19 protein-coding genes are annotated in these 20340 nt (G+C 57.7%); 3 read left to right on the plus strand and 16 right to left on the minus strand.

The window, feature by feature from the left end:
* Positions 1-2: 2 nt before the first annotated feature.
* Complete coding sequence (locus ACMGF5_RS25635) at positions 3-764, minus strand: sulfite exporter TauE/SafE family protein (protein ID WP_115274382.1); 762 nt, start codon at positions 762-764, stop codon at positions 3-5.
* 99 nt (positions 765-863) lie between these two features.
* On the opposite strand from ACMGF5_RS25635, the gene ACMGF5_RS25640 reads away from it, so the two are divergent.
* Positions 864-1784, plus strand: coding sequence for a LysR family transcriptional regulator (locus ACMGF5_RS25640; RefSeq protein WP_119687430.1), 921 nt, complete (start codon positions 864-866; stop codon positions 1782-1784).
* 116 nt (positions 1785-1900) lie between these two features.
* Here the strand turns inward: ACMGF5_RS25640 and ACMGF5_RS25645 are convergent, their stop codons facing one another.
* Together ACMGF5_RS25645 and ACMGF5_RS25650 are read right to left on the minus strand one after the other, a co-directional pair.
* Positions 1901-2095 (minus strand): hypothetical protein, encoded by a 195-nt coding sequence (locus ACMGF5_RS25645; RefSeq protein WP_115274380.1) that lies wholly within the window; start codon positions 2093-2095, stop codon positions 1901-1903.
* 196 nt (positions 2096-2291) lie between these two features.
* A complete protein-coding gene (locus tag ACMGF5_RS25650) occupies positions 2292-2510 on the minus strand; it encodes a hypothetical protein (protein ID WP_174142157.1) in 219 nt (72 codons plus the stop codon).
* Between the two features lie 347 nt (positions 2511-2857).
* Here ACMGF5_RS25650 and ACMGF5_RS25655 point away from each other — a divergent pair, with 347 nt between their 5' ends.
* Together ACMGF5_RS25655 and ACMGF5_RS25660 are read left to right on the plus strand one after the other, a co-directional pair.
* Positions 2858-3043, plus strand: a complete 186-nt coding sequence (locus ACMGF5_RS25655) for a hypothetical protein (protein WP_046785709.1) — start codon at positions 2858-2860, stop codon at positions 3041-3043.
* Between the two features lie 318 nt (positions 3044-3361).
* A complete protein-coding gene (locus ACMGF5_RS25660; RefSeq protein WP_119687431.1) occupies positions 3362-4582 on the plus strand; it encodes an amidohydrolase family protein in 1221 nt (406 codons plus the stop codon).
* Between the two features lie 17 nt (positions 4583-4599).
* On the opposite strand, the gene arfB is transcribed toward ACMGF5_RS25660, so the two are convergent.
* From arfB to ACMGF5_RS25725, 13 genes are all read right to left on the minus strand, one after another.
* Positions 4600-5013 carry an alternative ribosome rescue aminoacyl-tRNA hydrolase ArfB gene (gene arfB / locus ACMGF5_RS25665; RefSeq protein WP_046785705.1) on the minus strand — a complete coding sequence of 138 codons (414 nt, stop codon included), beginning with the start codon at positions 5011-5013 and terminating at the stop codon, positions 4600-4602.
* A gap of 163 nt (positions 5014-5176) precedes the next feature.
* Positions 5177-5686 (minus strand): hypothetical protein, encoded by a 510-nt coding sequence (locus tag ACMGF5_RS25670; RefSeq protein ID WP_414157449.1) that lies wholly within the window; start codon positions 5684-5686, stop codon positions 5177-5179.
* Entirely contained in the window at positions 5683-6849 is a 1167-nt protein-coding gene (locus ACMGF5_RS25675) for an OmpA family protein (RefSeq protein ID WP_414157450.1), read from the minus strand. Before ACMGF5_RS25675 ends, ACMGF5_RS25670 begins: the two co-directional genes overlap by 4 nt.
* Positions 6850-6860: 11 nt before the next feature.
* A complete protein-coding gene (gene tssE, locus ACMGF5_RS25680; protein ID WP_174142220.1) occupies positions 6861-7307 on the minus strand; it encodes a type VI secretion system baseplate subunit TssE in 447 nt (148 codons plus the stop codon).
* A 4-nt stretch (positions 7308-7311) separates the two neighbouring features.
* Positions 7312-7848, minus strand: coding sequence for a type VI secretion system lipoprotein TssJ (tssJ, locus tag ACMGF5_RS25685; protein ID WP_174142221.1), 537 nt, complete (start codon positions 7846-7848; stop codon positions 7312-7314).
* A complete protein-coding gene (gene tssG / locus ACMGF5_RS25690) occupies positions 7829-8926 on the minus strand; it encodes a type VI secretion system baseplate subunit TssG (protein WP_414157451.1) in 1098 nt (365 codons plus the stop codon). The genes tssJ and tssG overlap by 20 nt, the downstream gene beginning before the upstream one ends.
* Positions 8890-10659 carry a type VI secretion system baseplate subunit TssF gene (gene tssF, locus ACMGF5_RS25695; RefSeq protein ID WP_414157452.1) on the minus strand — a complete coding sequence of 590 codons (1770 nt, stop codon included), beginning with the start codon at positions 10657-10659 and terminating at the stop codon, positions 8890-8892. Before tssF ends, tssG begins: the two co-directional genes overlap by 37 nt.
* Positions 10660-10682: 23 nt before the next feature.
* Positions 10683-12269: a type VI secretion system protein TssA gene (tssA, locus tag ACMGF5_RS25700; protein WP_414157453.1), complete on the minus strand. Its 1587-nt coding sequence runs from the start codon at positions 12267-12269 to the stop codon at positions 10683-10685.
* Positions 12269-15610 carry an ImcF-related family protein gene (locus ACMGF5_RS25705; protein ID WP_414157454.1) on the minus strand — a complete coding sequence of 1114 codons (3342 nt, stop codon included), beginning with the start codon at positions 15608-15610 and terminating at the stop codon, positions 12269-12271. The genes tssA and ACMGF5_RS25705 overlap by 1 nt, the downstream gene beginning before the upstream one ends.
* Positions 15611-15619: 9 nt before the next feature.
* Positions 15620-16624, minus strand: a complete 1005-nt coding sequence (locus ACMGF5_RS25710) for a hypothetical protein (RefSeq protein WP_414157455.1) — start codon at positions 16622-16624, stop codon at positions 15620-15622.
* 231 nt (positions 16625-16855) lie between these two features.
* Positions 16856-17173 carry a PAAR domain-containing protein gene (locus ACMGF5_RS25715; protein WP_414157456.1) on the minus strand — a complete coding sequence of 106 codons (318 nt, stop codon included), beginning with the start codon at positions 17171-17173 and terminating at the stop codon, positions 16856-16858.
* Positions 17174-17236: 63 nt separating this feature from the next.
* Positions 17237-17692, minus strand: coding sequence for a hypothetical protein (locus ACMGF5_RS25720; protein ID WP_414157457.1), 456 nt, complete (start codon positions 17690-17692; stop codon positions 17237-17239).
* A complete protein-coding gene (locus tag ACMGF5_RS25725) occupies positions 17692-20337 on the minus strand; it encodes a hypothetical protein (protein WP_414157458.1) in 2646 nt (881 codons plus the stop codon). The genes ACMGF5_RS25720 and ACMGF5_RS25725 overlap by 1 nt, the downstream gene beginning before the upstream one ends.
* Positions 20338-20340 lie beyond the last annotated feature (3 nt).

The raw sequence follows: 20340 nt of genomic DNA on the forward strand, positions 1-20340 counted from the left end.
ACTCACCCCATCAGCAAATCCCAGGACAACTTGGCGATCAGCACGCACAGCAAGACCAGGAACAGCCCGCGCACAAAGGCTGCGCCCTTGCGCACGGCCAGCCAGGTCCCGGTCAGCGCCCCAAGCACGTTGCATGCGGCCATGGGCAAGGCAATGGCATAAAGCACATTGCCCGATGGCACGAAGAACACCAGCGCCGCGAGGTTGGTGGCGATGTTGACCACCTTGGCAGAGGCCGAGGCGTGCAGGAAGTCCAACGCGAAAAAGCGAATGAACAGGAAGATCAGGAAGCTGCCGGTTCCTGGCCCGAACAGGCCGTCGTAGAAGCCAATGGCGCCACCGATCAGTACCGCCAGGCATTGCTCCTTGCGGCCGATCTTCGCCGGCGCGTGCAAGGTGCCGAAATCCTTCTTGCAAAAGGTGTAGATCGCCATCAGCACGATCAGCACCAGCACTGCCGGGCGCATCACGCTGGGCGGCACCAGCGACACCGTGGCCGCCCCTGCAAACGACATGATGAACGCACTGAGCGCCGCCGGCACGATCAACCCCCAGTCCAGGGTGACCTTGCGAATGAACGAGCGCGCCGCGAAAGCCGTACCGCACACCGATGCCAGTTTGTTGCTGCCAAGCAAGGCCGCAGGTTGCGCCGTGGGCAATACGTTGAACAGCGCCGGGATCTGAATGAGCCCACCACCTCCTACCGCAGCATCGATCAGGCCGGCGGCAAAAGCGAACAGGGAGAGTACGGCGATATCCATCATGGCGCGGTTCCAGGCAGTGAAAGCAGACCGCAAGGCTAATCAAATCGGCGCGCCTGTGTTGAAATGCCATATTGCAAAAACTGCAACCAGGAGACCTTCATGGCATTGGACATGCTGCGCGAAATCCAGGCCTTCGTCAGCGTCGCGCACAAACGCAGCTTCGTCGCCGCCGCCCGCGCCCTGGGCCGCTCGCCCAGCGCCGTGACGCGGGCAGTACAGGCTTTGGAAGACAACAGCGGGTGCAAGCTGCTCAACCGCAATGCCAATGCGGTGACCCTCACCGAAGCCGGCGAGCGGTTATTGCCCCACGCCGAACGCTTGCTCGATGTGCAACGTGATGCCGCCGATGAATTGGCCGCACTCAGTGGCAGCGCACAGGGCTGGATCCGCTTCGGCGTGCCGCAATTGCTTGGCGAACATGTGCTGCCCGGTGTGCTGGCGGCGTTTTCCCGCCGCCACCCCCAGGTAACGCTGGACGTCCACTACCGTGACGAGGCGCTTGACCCTTTGCTGGGCAAGCTCGATTTCGTGGTCCGCGGTGCGTTTCCACAATCAAGCGAGCTGATCGGTTACCCACTGTGGCGCTACCAGCGCCATCTGTACGCCAGCCCGGACTACCTGGCGCGCCATGGCATTCCCAAGCGGCCAGAGGACCTGGCTGACCATTCGCTGATCCTGCATACCGCCCCGCGCATTCTCAAGGCCTGGCACTTTTGCCAAGGTGACCGAATCACCAGCCTGCGCCCCCATCCAAGGCTGCGACTGAGCTCAGGCGATGCGGTCTACCACAGTACACTGGCCGGTGCCGGCATTGCCCGTCTGGCCGACTGGGTGGGCGAGGCACAAGTCAGTGCCGGCCGGCTGGTGCGTGTTTGCGCAGATTACCGACTGACATCCAGTACCGGCCAAGACCCGCAAATGCACGCTGTCTATCCTGCCGGCGAGTTGCCAGCGCGGGTCCGTGAGCTGCTGCTGGCCCTGCGCCAGGCGGGCAATGGGGGCAACCGGCAGGCTCGCTGACATCTGTTCAAATTCTGCTCAATTCAACAGAAGCCGCAAACGGCTTGGCTTACAGCATTTTATCCACAGACCTACCCACGTTTTTTGTGGACAGATTTCCCCGCGTAAAGAAGGACTTATCGCACGCGCAGTAGCGCTGCATTCGCCGCCTTGACCAGCTCGATCCACTCAACCGCACTGATCACGCCTGATTGCTCAAGCGCATCGGCACTGCGCAACGCCTGGTCGTATTCATTTTCTTCGAGAATGCCTGCGGTCAGGAAGCGGCTACGCCACTCCAGCAGCGCTGAAGGGTCCTTCTTGCATTCCATCTATATATCGACTCCAAGGTAAAAGGCCGGCCCACTGCCGCGACTCATTATGACGCGAGCGGGAGAGTACACGAGGCCTTTTCACTTGAGAACGACTTGCAGCTACCGCCAGTCTAACGGTATACCAAGGACCACTGCCGCAACGGCACGACGCTGGCCCCCTGGCAAAAGAGGCGGGCCGGAGGGGGGAGTTTTGTCAGCCTGGAGGGATGGTGCCCAGTAGGCCTACCAAAAGGGTGAGCAGAAGAAAACCACCCAGAAATAGCGCGAGCTTGCCCATCAGAACCTCTTCAATGTGATAGCAGGGATGAAAAGCATTATCGGCGCAGCGCTGATACGGATACAGATTCAGGTTTGATGAAAAAAGGCGTATCAGATGCGATCGGCCACGCATCCAGCCAAGCGTGCTCACCATGTGGCAGTGGTCGTGGGAGGTCACAAGAGCGCGTTTGACTTGTCGACACCGGCATACAATTGCAACTTTAAGTTTCAGTGCATAGCTGGCCAGCCTGCCAGCAGCATGATGCCTCTTTCAACGGTCAGGTCATCACAGGCTCAGCAATTACGGGCATCAGACGCAAGCCTGATCTACACGAATAGAAACAGCCTCTAAATTAATTTGTAGGAAGTTTTCCCCCTTACTGTAGGCCGCATCTTGGTGCCGAGTACCTGCTGTATGAAACCTCAGTTTCCGCAGCAATATCGAACTGCTAGGGTCCATTTTTCCTACAACGGCACGGAAGCCTTCAGCATGAGGGAAACATGGACCAGTTCAATACTTCTGGCCTGGGTCTGCAAAAATGCCTGCTCGCATTACGCAAAGAGCGGGATCTTCTGAAAGCACAGGGCAAAGATGAGGAGGCGCAACGGCTTACGCGAAAAATTGCGGGGATGGAGGCTACGCTGGCAGGGATGCCCCTGGAGATGAAGCCGCCGACGCTGCAGTAGCACTGCCCTTCCCTGTGCCGATGTTCGCTCGTCAACCACTGCGGGCTGAATATCGATTTGGGGCCGCTTTGCGGCCCATCGCCGGCAAGCCAGCTCCCACAGGCACAGTGCAGACCTCAAGAACTGCATGGTATCTGTGTGGCCGGCTTGCCGGCGATTGGCTGCGTAGCAGCCCTGATAACGCTAACTGACAGGCATTACCCCTAGCCCTGCCTGCATCCAGAAATGCACTGCAATCGATCCTGATAATTAATTTGTGACGTGTGCGGATCCTGCCTACCGTGTGTCATCACTCAAGCCTGGGAAAAAGGCCCGACCATGAATGACCGTGAGTTCATCAATGCCATCGACGCCGATGGCCTGCCCCTGCACATTGCCGTAAAGAACGGGCGCATCACCCATATCGGCCCGCAGCGCGCCAGTGAGCCGGCCCGCGAAACCATCGACCTTGAAGGGCTGCTGGCGTTGCCTGGGTTCGTCGATGGCCACATTCACCTGGACAAGAGTTTCGTCGGCGACCGTTGGCGCCCGCACCAGAGCGTGGCCTCCCTGCGTGAACGGCTGGCGGTGGAAAAGCGCGAGCTCGCCAGCGCCCCGCCTATTGTCGAACGCGCCGATGCCCTGATTCGTCAGGCCGCCGCCTTCGGCACCCTGGCCATGCGCTGCCATGTGGATGTGGACGCCACCACCGGCCTTGCCAATCTGCGCGCCATCCTCGAAGCCCGCGAGAAGTGGAAAGACCTGATCGACATCGAGCTGGTGGCTTTCCCCCAGGCCGGCGTGGTGACCTGCCCCGGCACCGCCGAAGTAATGGAGGCTGCCGTACGCGAAGGTGTGCAGGTGGTGGGCGGTATCGACCCGACCACCCTGGACGGTGACGCCGAAGCGCAGCTGGACATTGTTTTCGGCATCGCCGACCGGCACGGGGTGAAGGTAGATATCCACCTGCACGAGCCAGGTGACATCTGCATAGCCCAGCTCGAACGCATCGCCGCGCGTACCCAGGCACTGGGCATGCAAGGTTTGGTGGTGGTGAGCCATGCCTATGGCCTGGGTGATGTTGTCGACAGCGTGGTGGACCGCACCGCCGAAGTGCTGGCCGGTGCAGGCGTGTCGATCATGACCAACGCCCCGGGCGAGCACGCTTTCCCGCCCGTGCTGCGCCTGCGCGCAGGCGGTGTGCGAGTGTTCACCGGCAACGACAACATCCAGGACGCCTGGTGGCCCTACGGCAATGGCGACATGCTGCAACGGGCCATGTTGGTCAGCTATCGCTCGGGCTTCAACACTGACGAGGAACTGCGGGTAGCGCTGCACATGGCGACCGAAGCCAGTGCCGGGGTGATGGGTAAAAAGGGCTATGGGCTGAAGGTAGGCAACGAAGCGAGTTTTGTGCTGTTCAAAGCCCCGAATGCTGCCGCTGCGGTGGCGGCAGCGCTGCATGAACGGGTGATCGTGCGCCACGGCGCGTTCTGGGGCGGGCCTGCGCAGTTGCAACTCAAGGCGTCGCAGTTTGCTGCAGAACTTCGCCGCAGGTGATGTAGGTAATCCCAGGACTAGAACTCCACCTTGCCCCGACCCGCCTTGACATTGCTCCGCCTGGCTTTGCCTTCCAGGCGGCGGGTCTTCGAGCCGAGGGTCGGCTTGGTGGGGCGGCGTTTCTTCTCGGTCTTGCCGGCTGTGGTTATCAACTCGGCAAGACGCGCCAGTGCGTCAGCACGGTTCTGCTCCTGGGTGCGGTACTGCTGGCCCTTGATGATCAACACGCCCTCGCCGGTGATGCGACTGTCGCGCAACGCCAGCAGCCGCTCTTTGTAGAACTCGGGCAACGATGAGGCCGGGATGTCGAAGCGCAGGTGCACGGCGCTGGACACCTTGTTGACGTTCTGCCCACCCGCGCCCTGCGCGCGGATGTATGTCAGTTCGATTTCGGCATCCGGTAGATGCACGTTATTGGAGATGGTCAGCATGACATGGCCCTTGTAATTGCGCCCATTATCACAGGGTTCTCCGTTCTCCCATAGAAAACCCCGGTTTCTGGATAGGTGTCGGCCGTGCCGGCTTTCCGGCGATGTGGCCCATACTGATTACAGAGCATTGGATTGCTGCCCGCCATAGGCTGACATAGACCGATCAAAACACCCACATCTTGAGCGCTGGAAACACCAGGAAATCAGATTTTCCCTCGTCCTTGTAGCCCATTTCCCAAACATACTCGCACTGCGCTTTTTTCCGTCGCGTCCACTGTAGCTGCGCTCCAGTCTCGGCATGTCGTTGCTCATCAACGATACAGCTTTGACAGGCTGGGACGGTAAATCCCACAGACAGTCTCAGTTTTATGGTGGCTGTGCGTGTGGGCACGCTTGCGTGCGCCGGAGTTTTTCGTGATTTTACCGCCGGTCTGTCAACCCACGTACAGCTGCCCCCCCCCCCCCGCGACGCAGATGCCCTCAGGAGAAGCGTGAAGATCTCCCGCAGCGTGCGAACCGCTTCGAGGCGCCTCAACCTAAGTAAGTGGTTGTTGAAGAACAGCGGCTTGCCCTTAGCCTTACGCTTCTTGTTCAGCAGACTCGGGGCAGCGATGTCAGCAATGCGCACATTGGCGCAGTTCAGCATTACATCGCCTTGCAGGTACGCCATCACGCAGCCTCTCTTCCCCGAAACGAACGCCCTACGGCCTCCAGCTCGCCACATGCATCTCCCTGAGGTACCAATCGAATGTCCACCCGACGATTTTCTGCGCGACCATTCACGGTGTCGTTGCTGCTGACCGGTTGACTGGCCGCGACACCTTGGACAGCAAAGCAACTGTCCGGGATATCGCCCATACGCTGCATCCAGTCGCGAACAGCGGAGGCGCGGGCACGAGAAAGATCGAGATTCTTGGCTGCATCGCCTCGCGCATCCGCATGCCCGGAGATAACGATCAACCAGCCAGGCTGGGCCTTGATTCCAACCAGTGCATTGACCAGCAGCTTGGTTGAACCCGGCTTGAGTTCGGCACTGCCAGGATCGAACAGGTTCAAGCTGTCGAGTTGGATTGGATCGGACGTAGGGGGTTCTTTGGCTTGCCTGGATGACCACTCTTGCCAACCTAACCACCCCAAGCATGCAATAGTGACCATCAGCAGCAGCAACCACGGCAACACGACACGCTTCTGCGCCGGAGGCTCGACTACAAATGTGTAGGTCGAAGGGGCAGAAACGGCAGCAGCCATTTGAGGCGTGATGGATGGCTCAGCAATCGTCGCCCAGGATTGCAGAGGAAGCGGCATCGCCGCCACCCGGCCTCCTGGCATACGCTGCAGGAGGCTGGCCAGTTGGTTTCGGAAGACCTGCAGCGCAACCAAAGGTGCATGGCCAAGGCGTTCCAAGCGGTGCTCCAGGCGGTTCAACTCGACAATCAGTTCGCTCAACCCCGCCGAACTCGACCTGCCCCACGCCACCATGCGAACCAAGGGATGCAACTGAGTAAACAGCCATGCAATGAGATCGATGCGAGCTGACGTCTGCACTGGCCATACGCGCGGCCACTCATCGCTCAGTGTAGCGAGCAGCGCCACACCCTCGGTCAAGCCCGTCACACCCGTGCGGTAGCTACGCGCCAGTACGAACGCCACCGCCGTCTGCAGCTCAATCCCGTTCAGCTCGAAGAGTCGCAAAGACAACCCCTCAACTTTTGCCCAGTCCACATCGGGACAGGCGGGGTGCGTGAGCTTGGCCAGCTCACCGTGCAACACCTTGAACTCATCGAAGTTGCCTGGATCCCCACCCAAGCGAACACGCATCCCAAAAAGTGCCGTCATCTGGCCCCCTGTCAGTTCCATTGCACGGGAAGGTAGCCTTCCTGCTTGAGGTGACGCACCACAACCCTGCCTTCGGCGCCGAGTGTGGTCCCAAAGGACGCCCTGCCGCCGCCCTTGATGACCACGTCAAGGGCATAGTCAAGATGGCCAGGGCGAGACTGAGGTATCAGCTGAACGCTCACCTGCGCCAGCCGGGGCTCATAGCGGCGCAACGTGCGGGCGATGTCGTTCATCAAGCCATGTGCTGAAGCCGGTAGCCCTTGCAGCACTGTGCCCATGTCCGGCAAGCCATAGTCGGGCAGATGCGAGAGTGATCCTGCACGGCTGTTGAGAATGCGCTGAATGTTGTCCAGCACCGAGAGGGTCAGCTGGTCATCTTCATTCACCTGGTCCAGCGCTAGCTCACCGCAAAAGTTCTGCAACAGGATTTCGTAAAGAGAAGGACTGGTCTCAGGCATGCAGTCAGCCCTCCGCACGATGTTGAAGCGTCAGTCGGTTATCGCCCAATTCCAGCACTCTGGCCTGATCCGGTTCGAGGTCGTCACGCTGCAAGACAACGCGCCACGTATTTTCGATAACGTCTGGACTTCGGAACAGCGCAACCACAGCAACATACCGAGCGTCGCCTTGTAGAGGTGTACTCAGCTGCGCCGCCTCGCCGGGCTTTATCACCACCACGCGCTCATCGAGCAGATCATCGCGAAGCACTCGCTCACCTTGACTTACCAGTTCGTCATAGGTGGCGTTCTCCAACGCCTTGCTGTCCTTCAACTGGTAGACCCGCACCAGCACCGGCACCGACAATCCGCTCATCTCTTCGACATCGGTATTTATCGCTGACCGGCCGTTGAGATCCAGATGCAGCGTCTTTACTTGCTTGTAGAAGATCGCTTGGGCAGTAGACGCCGTACCGTCTGCAACCTTTTGTGCAAAGCCACACCCACTCAGTACTGCAACAAGTGTCGATGCCGTGAAGCATTTAAAAACGGTACGCCACATGCTGTACCTCCTTCCTGCAAGGGTTCGGCTGCAGACCTTGATATCGGCCCAGGTTAATCGTGATCGTGTCGTCTTGAGCCGATGCGAGTACGCCCTCTGCCCGCTTCAATACAGCGGTCATGCCAAGCATCGACCGAGTGCGTCCTAGTACAGGAGCCGGCACCATCTCGCGTGGAATTGAGAGCTGTAGCAGCGCTGTGCAACGCCATCCCAGGTACACCTCAAGCAACACCCACAAATCGGCTATCAGCCGGCCACCAGGAAGCCACTCACGCGCTTCATCCTGGTCCTCGGTATACAGCCGCAGGCGCAGCTGGCTGTTCGCGTCGTGCCCGACAGCACCCAACGGCATGCCCTGGCCCAAAGTCACCGGACGCTCTGGTGCAAGGCTGGCGGGCTGCTCAAGCACAACGCTCTGCGGCCAATGCCCGGTCACATGCGTATCCGTGTGTGGCGCCAGCAACTTCACCAACGCACCAATCCCCTCCACGTTGCGCGTGGGTAGACGCATGACGCTAAGCAGGGCCAGAAAACGTGACATCGGTGTGGCGATACGCTCTGCCGTACCGGGAATGCCCAACCCGATCAAGCCCAATAAACACTGTGAAGTGGCATCGCGCCCGCCCGGTTCGAACGTTGCCGGGTAGGAGTACTTGCGCCAGATCCGGTAGAACTGGGTGAATATTCGATGGTTGAAGATATCGAGGAAGTGCTCCAGCGCCTCATGGCCTTCGCGTCGCAGGGCGATATCGTCCAGATAGGCCGTGGGCAAAGGAGAGTCGACGCCATACAAACCCAGCAGCCGGGTTCGCACTGTCAGCGGTCGGTGTGGAGCAGACTCGTCGATTTCAATGGCCTTCAACTCGCCTGCTGGAAATCCCATTCCAGGGTCTGGCCGGAACCTGACCCTGTCATCGCTGGGATGTGCAGTGCTGCCCAACGGTGGTTGTTCAGCCAACACCTGCTCCAGCACCTGGCAGAAGCGGTAGACGTTAGCCGTCGACACCTGTTCAGCCAACACATGCACAATGCCCTCGGCCTTCAACCGGGAATACGCTGACTGTGATGTTCGTTCCATCGCAGGCACCTCCCCGTCGGCTGCAAAATCATCGTCAGTTGAGTGCACAAATGAATGTCCGCATACAGAGCGAAGAACCGGCTGAGCATTTCACCAAACAGGCAGATATCCCCCTCGCCTGAAAAGCCATTGCTATCGACCGTCACTTCGATATCCACACCTCGCAGCAAGAAGCCTTTTTCAAATCGCTGAATCAAGTGATGCTTGACGTCAACAATGGCCTCCAAGCGGCGGCGGTTCGTTTCGCTACCTGTCCACTCGTACAAGGCCAACGTGCCACGCAGTACTTCTGCACTGTTGAGCATCGGTAGAAAATTCGACCCCAGGTGACTGAGCACGCGCCAGTGAAAACGATCGCGATTCGGCGGGTAGCACGGTAGGGTCGGCGCGGTCAGGTTGCGGACTCGCAAGCCTGCCTGTGTGGACTGCGCCGCAGCGTCGAGCAACGTACTGCGCAATGCTTTGCGCGGCAGCTGGCCATTGGTACCGGTCAGGCGCAACGACAGGCTTTTGCGATTGAGCAATACATCCTTGTCAAAGCCCTCCCCGCCAAGAATCAGCCAAGTGTCATGAAGACCATTGGCGCCGCGTCTCAGGCGGGTATGAAAATAGCGCTCAGGGGCCTCATCGCGAAGCATCCCCCCTTTGTGACGAAAGCTGCTGAACGGCACGTAATCCTGACGAACGCTGTCTTTCGCTCCAGAAACCTTGTCTACCGAGTAGATCTCTGTATGACCGTCCTGCAAGCGCATTGGGCGAAGCAAGTATTCATTCTGCAACGGGTCCAAGATGACTGGATCGGCCTCTAGTGCAAATAAGTTGATCACGGGGACCGCGTGCAAACGAATGTGCTCTTGCGTCGGCGTAAACGTATGCGACCAGGGCTCACTGAGTACTACTTCAAGCTCGAACCACGGCGCGTGCGCAGGCAGCACGAGCGATTCCAGGCCGCAGAGCGTCACGAACATGAACTTCTCGCGGAACGTAAAGTACTCCAGCAACAACTGATAACCGCTGAAGGCGCTGTCGCCTTTAGGCCAAAGGCGATCATCGTCCGCAAACCCCTTTGGCTTGAATTGCCCCGCAAATGCCTTGCGCTGCGCCGCGCCTGGCAAGCGCACATGCAGCGCCTGCACGTTCAATGTCAGCGCCTGGTGCAACACACTGGCAAGCGCCGCGTCGGCATTCAGATACAAGGGAATGTGCGCAAGATCGAGTTGATCCCAGTCGGCCAGTGCTCCACGCGCGAAGCGTAGGCGTAGAACTGCACGTCCATCGGGCTCATGGTCAAGTCGCACGGTTTCCAGATTGAGCGGCCGTAGCGTCAAATCCTGCGTGGTGGAGTAGCGGCAGCGGGTACGGTGCTGCCCCACCGGCTGTGACAGCACCTGAAAGCCTCTTGCGACCTCCTCGCTGCCCTTCATCTGATTGACATCTGGCATCAGCTCGGCGATGGCCAGCGATGGGATGGTACGCAGGTAATGCGGCCACAGCAGGCTGACCAGCCCCTCCGTCAGCTCAGGCAGGTCATCGTCCAATTTCTCACGCAGACGCCCCATCAAGAACGCAAAGCCTTCGAACAAGCGCTCCACATAGGGATCTTCAGCGCCGGGTTTATCCAGGTTGAGCTGCGCCGCCCGATCCGGGAAAGCTTGGGCAAACTCCTTACCTGCTTCCCGCAAGTAGCGCATTTCAGCGTCGAAGTAACGCAGGGTTAGGTTGTCCGTAGTCAAAACAGATTCCTGATCAAAGTGAATTAACTGCACAGGATTGCAGCGCGTACCGGGTCAATGGATACGAGTGCTGCCAACTGGTGTTCCATTTGCCGCGCCAGCGCAGGTCGGTCTGCGTCGTTGCGCTGGGCCTTCAAACGCAGCAGCTTGAGTAAACGCGCCTTGACCTCGAAGAGCAGGTCGGGCTCCCAGTCGGCAAATGTGTGGCGTTGCGCGGCAGCGTCCAGCTCAGTGAACAAATGAATGGCCAGCTCGGCCTTGCCGCACTGTTCGGCCACTCGCGCCATCAGCAAACGCAGTAACCAACGTTGCCGCCCGGTCTGCACGTCTGGACGGCTCGCCAGCCACGCCAGCGCGTGCTCCACGCCATCAGCATCCGCTTGCGCCAGTGCCTCGGGCTCCAAGGCGAATATTTCGCATGCAGCCGCCGACGATGCGGGGGCCGCTGTGGGCAGCCATTGTTCTGGGCGATTACCGCTGACCTGCTGGTTGATCCACTCACGCGTGGCTTCATCGGCGAATGGCGAGCCATCGCTCCAACACAGTAACTCCACGCCCGGCAGGCGTTGCAGCAGCATGCCCAGATCGTGTTTGACCACATCCGCCCAGCTCTTGGAGGGTTCAGCTGATTTGCTCAGGGCCTGATGGAGATACCATTGCAAATCCAACCAGAAGTGGTTGACGCCTTCGGCATACATTTGCTCAACCTGATCAATCAGCTCGTTCCAGCTTTGCTGCAAGTGCAAGCGCTTGAGCTGAGCGCGATACTCGCCGCGAGGCGGCGCCAGGCGGGTAATCCCCTGGGCATTTTGCGGCGGTATCTGATGCACGGTGTCCCAACGCAAGCTCTTCATCAGCCTATGCGCTGCCAACCACCCTTCGGGTTGATCACGTAAATAGCTGGCTAGCCCTCGACCACTGTCCAGCAGATCTCGGCCCGACTTTATGGGTGTTGGGCTCGGGCCTGCCGTCCTACTGTCTACGGGTGAATCACTGCCAGTCTGAGGGACGATTGCATCGACACCTCCCGACACAGCGAGTCGGGCAGTGAGGGCACCGTACAACGCGTCCAGTCCTGGCCGTTGGTCTTCAGGCCAATGGCTGAAGCCGTGCTCCAACCATACCAAAGCAGCCACCGTTCGCTCGGTTTCAGCCTTGACCACCTGTGGGTACAGCGACAGGCTTGCCAGGACCCTGCTGCCGGCAAGCCACTCCAAGGCCATCTTGCGGCTGTTGCCACGCACAGGCAGGATGCCGTCGGCATAACGTTCCATTAACGCTGCCAACAAGTTCAAGCCATCCGCCAAGCCTGCCTCTCCGTCCCGGTGCAAGCGTGCCCAGAGGTAGTAAGTGGCAACGCGAAGGTCTTTACACGAGTGCTGGAACAGCTTCTGCCCCAGCTGCGCCACCAGCTCCACATCCGCCCCGGAAAGCTTGTTGACCTCCTCGCGCATACGCTGGAAGTCGTCGTCATAAACCGGATCCTCGCCTACGGGCGCGTCATCACGGATGGGGGTCAACCAGGTTTTCCAGCACTCGCTGTGCTCGCGCGCCACAGCCAGTGGCTCGCAACCGGGTAAACAGCTTTCGATCAGGCTTTTCAGACTCATTAGATGCCCCCATTCTGCGCGTACTGCGGCGTGTCACGGCCATCGACCAGAAAGATCTCTCGCGGCAAGCTGAACCCTCGCAATTTGAGCAGCGCAAGCGGGCCTTCCCCCAACTCGGTGCGCAAGTGCCAAGTGAGGCGCAAACCATCTGGCGCATCCAACACGACCCGGAAGCGGCTATCGCCGTCGTCCAACGCCGTGACATTGGCCTGCTCCAGCAGACGAATCAGTCCCCAGGTGCCCTGGTAGTCCGCAAAGAGACGTTCGCCGGTGTAGACACTGCTCCACGTAAGGCTGATGCCGGGGTGGTCACCCTGCCCGGGCCAGTGAAAGCGTTGCCAGCTTTCTCGCTGGTTGAAGTAATGGTGCTTTTCACCATTGAGCACGAACGTGGTCTGCACCACATCACGCACAGGTTTGCCTTGCAGCTCGAAGCTCAAGCCCATACCGCCATCGGTGTACAACACATCGGCCAGACGACTGAGCTGATTGATCGCTGTCAGAAAGTCCGGGTTGAAACGCAGCCCCTGGCTTTGCCGCGGGTCTGCCACCCAGCGGCTACCTTCTTTTCGTAGAAGCCCCGTGAGCTGCTGGGCCAGAAACTGTTCGATCCGCCCGGAGTCGGCGCGGATCATCTGCCCCAGCATGGGCAACGAGGCGCCACTGCTGGTGGCCGCGAAGGGATACCGGCCGCTGAAAGCACCCTGCCACTCGTCGACGATCGAGCGCTGCCACGCCCTGTTGAGGCCTGCCGACGACGGCTGCAGAATCTGTTGCCAGGCCTGATCCAGCGGCTGCACGAAGAGCGTATTGGCAGCCGCGCCCCAGTCGGCGCCCAGGCTGGCGGCGATCAGGTTGCCATAGGCCTGGGTATCGGTCAGGTCCACGCTTTTACCTTGGAATACCGTCTGCGCCAAGGCCTGGATCATTGCTTCAGGATCGGGCGCATTGACCACCTGCTGCAGCTTCAAGCGCACGCCGGTGACCCGCGTGAGGAAGGTTTGCAGGCTCAAACGGTCATCGCCCGATCGCCCTTCCGCCTCCTTTCCCAGCAACGCCATCAAGGGGCCAAAGGTGCTGTCGAGCGGGCCGTTTGGTGTTTGGGGAAGTTGATCGACTATCGGCGCTGCTTTTTGCCCCACCAACTTCTGTGCGGATTCAATCAGGGAATCGGCCAAGGCCTGGCCACGAACGCCTGCCTGGCCCTGGTAACTCAACGTGTTCATCAGGGCGATAAATGGCGACTGACGCACATCGCTCATCAGCGTCAACTGTGCAATCACATCGCTCAGGCCATGGCTCTGCTGCCAGCGCAGGCTGTTGAGGAAGCCCAGCCAGGCACTGCTGTAATCCTGGAAGTAGCGTGTGGTCAACCGCTCTCTGAGTTCGTCGGGGCTCAGCTCCTTGGCAATGTCGTTGGGGTTGTCGCTGAGCACCCAGTCGATCTCTTCGCGGCGCGCCTGCGCCGCCTCTTCAATGGCTGCACGTACCCGCCCTTCCCACGCTTGGCGGGTGAACACACCGGGGACTTGTGCAGCACTGGCGAACAAGGCGGTTGCATCGGTGTCGCCGACCATCTGCTGCAAGCCCAACGCCGGGTAGTGGTTCGCCGCGGTGTCGAGGACCTGCTGATACAGGCTGCTTTCGGCGTTTCGCTGGCCCAGTTCGCGCAGCAGCACGTGACGCGTTTGGGCGATCAACCTGGGGTCGGCCTTGATCGCCCAATCCGGGTGATCGGGCAGATGCTGGCCGTAGAACGTCCACAGTGCCGGTTCGGCAGCGCCCAAGGTCTCGGCCAAGAAAGCCGCATCGGCTTTTTCCGGGCGCGCCAGCATCAGATAGGCTTTGAGGCAGTTGTACGTCAGCTGGGCCCGCTTGGCGCGCTGGGGACTCGCCGGAGGTAAGTTGACCAACGCTTTGAGCCGTTTTTCCAGTTCCGAAACGGCGGGGTCGCGGAGCAGCTGGCTATTGGCCTGCGTATAGAGCGGCCACACCGCTTCACGCAGGTCTTGCGACCGGTTCAGGCCAAAGCGCTGGTACCACGGTGCGCCGTGTTCTGATCGGTAGTCCAGGCGGGAGAGTTCACGCACCATCTCGCCCAGTGCCTGTTTAGTGTCGGTGCCTGCTACAGGCTGCTGCAACGCGCTGTAGGCCGCCGCGATCTGACCGACCTCGGCACGGTTGCTGGCAAAGGACAACACCAAGCCGATGCCCCAGATGGAAGCCAGGCCCAGCGCAGAAACGTAGGCGACTCTGGCTGGGTGCCAACCCAGTCGGCGGGCTCGGGCGGAGCGATCGTTGAGGATCCCGGACCATGCTGGGTCTTCGGGCCAGTGGTGTTCGATTGCCGGCACAGATCCAGACCTATGAGCTGGCAAGCTGAACCACACGCCACGGACCTGGATGCCTCGGGAGCCCCTTCCTGAGAGAGACTCAATCAGGCGATACCATCGTGCAGCACCGTCAACCTGCAGGTCACGCGCAAGCCGCAGAAGAAAGTCGTGCGCTATCTGGACCTGCATCTGCGCCAAACCTTGTTCGCGCAGAGAGCGCTGCAGGGCGCCTAAATGCCCCTTCAAGTGAGCTACGGATCGTCGGGTAGGAAGCAAGCCACCGACCGCCTCAATGCCACGCTCCGACTCGTCCCAGTGGCTTTCACAGATTTGCCAAACATGCACAGGCAATTGCCTGCCTAGATAACGGCTCATCTCCTGCAGATGATGAGTGCTTGCACTCATGGAAGCAGCATCGTCGAGCTGGCGTTCGCTTAGCGCCCAAACGACACCATCAATGCCGCGCCAGCGAAACTGCTGTTGCCATTTGTCGAGCAGCGTTGTGTCTGGTTTAGAAAGGGGACTGCCACCATAAAGAAGCACAACTGCCCGTCCCGACAGCCACTGTCGTTCAATCAGACCAGGGACAATGGCATTGACTTGGGCAGGCTCGCCGACCACCAGCAGCACCTGTACTCTTCTCGACCAGAACCAACCGTACTGTTGGCGAAGATACATTCGACTCAAGGGACGGCTGTCTGCAGCCGCGCCGTAGAATGCATGCAAGGCTTTGGATCGGATCTCTGCTACTGGCTGAGCACTGCCCTCGGTGAGATGGCGGTAACTGGAAGCACCGAAGCGACGGGCAAGCACCAAGCCCCCAACAGTAACCAGCACAATCAGAAAAGCGATCCCAGGCAATACTACTGACAGATCCCACCCTTGAACGCTACCGAACGCGAAGTTCAAACCTGAGGGATAAAGCCAAAGTGCCACTCCCGCCAGCACAAGAATCAGTAGTGCAAAGGAAAGCACAACAATCAGTAACCGCGCCCGCTTGAATTGCATATGAAAACCCTACGTCATAGGTGGCGGAACGGGTGTCAGTACCGCTCCCCACAGCAGCGCGTCAGCGCAGCGCACGCCACTCAAAATTAGTTGTGGTACGCAACCACGTTGAACCGTCTGCGCAGCCAGGGCGACGGCCACCCACGGGGCTGCCGCTCCCGGATGTCCAAGTAAAGCGTCCAAGTCGTGAACTTTCCGATCAGCACGCAGCGGCAACTCAATCTCACTCATCAGGGTCGTTACTGACGCGTGGTACTTCTGTCCGATACCTGATCGCCAAATATGCTCGACACCACTTGCTGGCAAAGACGCCCAGGACAGTGCCAGTTGAGTTGCGCGGATCAATGCCCCAGCCGACTCGCCATGAGCTTGTTCCGGCCTATGCAGATTGGCCACTGGGAGTAACGCACGTTGACTCCCGGGGTTGCCTAACAACAGCCCCACCGCTGTTTCGGCGGTGCCTTGAGGGGCATCTGGTGCTACCACCACTGAGACAACCAAGAGCAGAGCTTGATCGTCGCTGCGTTGGTCCAGCCACTGATCAATCGCCTCCAGCCCCCTCCAGGTAATAGGCGTAACGGTTTGCCGAATACCCGACTCTGCTAACGCCGTCTGCCAGACCTCACCCAGTCTGTCTTCGCGCAGCGGACTATCGATCTCCAGCGACAACGCAAGCTCGACTTCATTAGCTAGTTCCGCGAGCTGAACCGCAACGTCGCTGAGTAGCTTCTTCAGGATCCTCAGAAGCGCACGTTCGGGATTCTCGCTCACATCGCCCGGCAAACGGGAATGACGCACCGTTCCCCCAGCAGATCTAGACGGTTGCGCCTTGAGGGCATTAGTCCCTTTTAAAATAGCATCCACCTGTCCCAGTGAATCCGCTGGTTCCGTGTATAAGGCCGTGTACACACTGATTGCCAATACGTGCTGATGACGTCGCCCCTGGCTGAGCGTGGATTCAAGATCAGCTGCACGAGCGGCGTCCCAACCATCGGCATTGTGCTGTCGTGCCAAGTGGTACAGCACCCGCAGACCACATATCAGGCACCATCCGAGGAGTGACACACCCAGTGCAGCTCCCCAAACAACGGCTGTTTGTTCTCGCAGATCCACCTCTGAAAACAGGGCTACAACAGCGCATCCGAAAAGCAGGAAGAGCGGAAGCAAACACAGCCAGAGCCATAGCCTGGGGCTACTCGGCCGATCAGCCTGAGCAGGTATGCGATCAAGGTCCACTGCCATAGGCTATCTCGCACCAGCGTTAGGCATAGACGAAATCAAAAGGCACCCGCACGCGCAACGGTGTCCGTCGAAGGCAACTGGCACACCGTTATCTCGGAAAGCGGAATGCCCTTCAGCTATCACTGTGCGCCCATGGCCAGGAATTGGGCAATCGACTTCATCCCCCTCACGAGCTACTCCAACACCCCCAAATCGCAAAGAATTGGAGCCGTTGAGAATCACTCCTCCTGCTGTATTTTTATCTCCGACTCGAACAACCCCTTTCATAACCACCCCCTGAAACTGCAATGCCACGAGATTCATCCCGCAAATAACGCCCATGAATTATAAAATACCATGCCCTTCACTCCTAATAGCGAGCCGCCAGAATCCGCACCCGCCGCACTATCTAATCCTACCCAAAAAAGAAAACTCCAAACCATCGATATCAGCATGCGCGCCACAGAAGCCCAAACCAAATGCCGTTGAGTCAATTCCACCAGATGAAATCCTCAATACATCGCCGCGCCTATCAATAGACACAACACCCAATTCAGATTCATAAATTAACCTTTTCCCATCCGGCACCATCGTAAGCACAAAGGAGCAAATATGCTGCATTGACTGAGTACTGCTTAACTCCACTCGATATCCTTTTGAACCCTTAGCAATTACCAGGACATCTCTAAAATCATCGCGACAATTACGCCCAGCCCCTGGATCAGTACACAGGCTGCTCTCCTGCGAATACTCACCCACCCACCCCTCAAAATCATTACCCTCTCCCCACGCCACCCCCAGCATTGAACCCTGAAGAAGCAACGAGAGATATAAATATTTTATCGAAAAACTATTCTTCACTAATCTCTACCTCTTAAATAAATCGCTCTACGCCGCCCGCCCTCGTACTGCTTAAGCTTGGGGGTCTCCATAATATAATTAGCAAGAGACTGCCGATCATTAGAAATAATATAAGGAAACTGAGATTCAAAGATACTACCCTGGTGGTACGTAAAATCAACAGCGATATCTCTAACCCTGCTATCAAGTTCCTCCCAAGAAGGCGAAGCCGACTTCATTTTCGCCGCAAGAACCCTGTATCGATTCTTTGCTGACACCTCATAAACTGGATAAACTATATCTTCGAATAGTGAGTATTGCTGCCGGAGCGTAAGGGCACCGTAGGCAGTTTTATTTCTTCTCACAAATTCATCGGCACTAGACCCAAAAAGCTTGGCACCCTCCGAAAACCTTTTGGCTGCCTCATACTCAATACCAGCCGCAATGAGATCAAATAAAATATCATCAGCAGTCCTGTGCTTCATATCATATCCACGACCCAACGTCACTCCAGACTTTCCGCCTGGCCAGTGCAGCATCCGGCTGAAATATCGATTACCAGGATAGTCGTTGCCTTCAGCATCGAAGGTTACTTGCCCACGCCTTACCATTAGCCACCTCAGATCGTTATCATCAACCAACCCGAGATTTGCCAACAGGCCCATAGGATTAAAATGATAGACCCGCCCATCCGCAGGAAGCCACAATTTCGCGGCCACTTCAGGCCACCAACTTGATTGTTTAATTCGCTCTTTCTCTGCCAACCAATTGACATTTGGAGTCGAGCCCGAATGCCCAAATATCTCATCTAAAGCATCCCACTTGTGCGCCGCGTAGTACCATTCACTTTCGTAATTGACCACCAGCTTCGAGAGCTTTTGGGCACCTGAAGGCGTTTGAAGTGCCGACCGCAGTTCATTCGCAGTGACCTTCCCATCACCGTCTCGATCAATCAGTTGACGCAAGCGAACCTTTACTTTCGATTTGTCGCCTTCATCTGCTATTGGCCCATATTGCTTGAACTGCTCCTCCGTAAGACGCTTTTCTGACCGGAACGACGCAGCCATCAGTTCCGCAGGAGTTGTGTAATCTGTAATGACTTCATACCCGTCCCATTCCCACGCACTTACCCAGGGTGTGACGCCTACCTCTTCCTTTACCCAACCCTTCAGCATCTTGTTTGATGCGTCATTTAGTACATCTTCAAGGTAGTACCAGTTACAGGCATTACGTCCCTCTGTGGCGGGCACAGTAATCTTATGCACTGGAGGCAACCCATCCAGCGAGGCTTTGGGAAGTAGCAGATCGGCGTCACTTACCGAATGTTCTGAGACCTCAGCAGGTGGATTGCTTTTACTGAAGCCTTCTCGGTGCGCTACAACCACCGTGCCCTTTTTAAACTTCAGCCAGTTTCTTAGATCCGGCGATAGACCCTTGCTCCATTTACGACAGCTATCAATGAACGTTTTCACATCCTCTGCAGTAAATACCTCTAAATGCAGCCTTGCCTCCGGCTCAGCTGCTGAACAGTCTTGGTATTTACCCACATGCCCAATCAAGCCCCCTGCCTTTATAGGAGACGGCTTCTCAAGCACCACTATTTCATTATACGCACAGGGCTCCAGAAGACTCCTTAAAGAACCAAAATACACATACTGCGCAACGCTCTCCAACTTGCGCAGCGAGCCTTCACCACTAATCTTAATTTGCGTGTCCTTCGGTAGCCTCAGGCTCTCCCGCTCACCCTTACCATCTGCCTGCGAATATACTATTAGCTGGTCTTTTGCACGAAAACCATACTCAAGAGGATCCAACTGATCGAATCGAACATAACCTCGCAAGCCACTGTCATCCAACAGCCCGGCGGGACCCGAGGTGTTTTCCAACTTGCGATAATCACCTTCTCCACTGATCAGTATGCGACTACCTTGAGGCAGGTGATCTATTACAATCCCCTTGCTCACTTGATGTCGCACGTTCGCGCCCAGCACGGCCGAGTCTTTTTTGCTTCTATCCTTCGCAGACGGAGAGACAATATAATCCCCCTTGTCCTGCCAGAATGCTGGACGATCAAGGTTTGGGCTATCACGATAGCTCGATCCATCCTGCAAATGCATGTACAGACTATAGAAAATTAGTGAGGGAGGGGATTCTTTGCTACCGTCAATTTCTGGCGCTTCCATCCGATGACGGACAAGTACAAAATTGCGAGAGAACTGGCACTTTTTGGCAGCTTTGTTAACTACGTATTCTGTCTCTGACGCTTCCATATCTATTAGGTACGCCACCACCTCACCATCTGCTATGCATGACACGCTACCTTGATCAAGAACACTCCCTGTGCAACTATCAAAGTGAATTCCGCCATGCCATAGCCCGCTACCCCCCAACGGGAAATACCCAGCTCTCGCATTCGCCAACTGCGTGAGTTGGTGCAAGATATTGACATACCCTTTTTGCTTAAATGGATGACTCCAATCTTGCACAAGAAGCCAGCTAACATTCACTCTCGGCATATCCTGAGCGTCATCGGCCACTGCCACGTCACGAGAAGACACCGAGTTATTCGGTGCTTCTTCAGCGACTGGACGAACGGCAGCATCTGTTTCTGGCTCGGCATCTTTTCCGAACCAATCACTGAACCATTTAAGTAAACCTTCAGACATAAG

It is taken from the genome of Pseudomonas sp. BNK-15, assembly GCF_047456105.1.
In the GTDB taxonomy this organism is placed as follows: Bacteria; Pseudomonadota; Gammaproteobacteria; order Pseudomonadales; family Pseudomonadaceae; genus Aquipseudomonas; species Aquipseudomonas putida_E.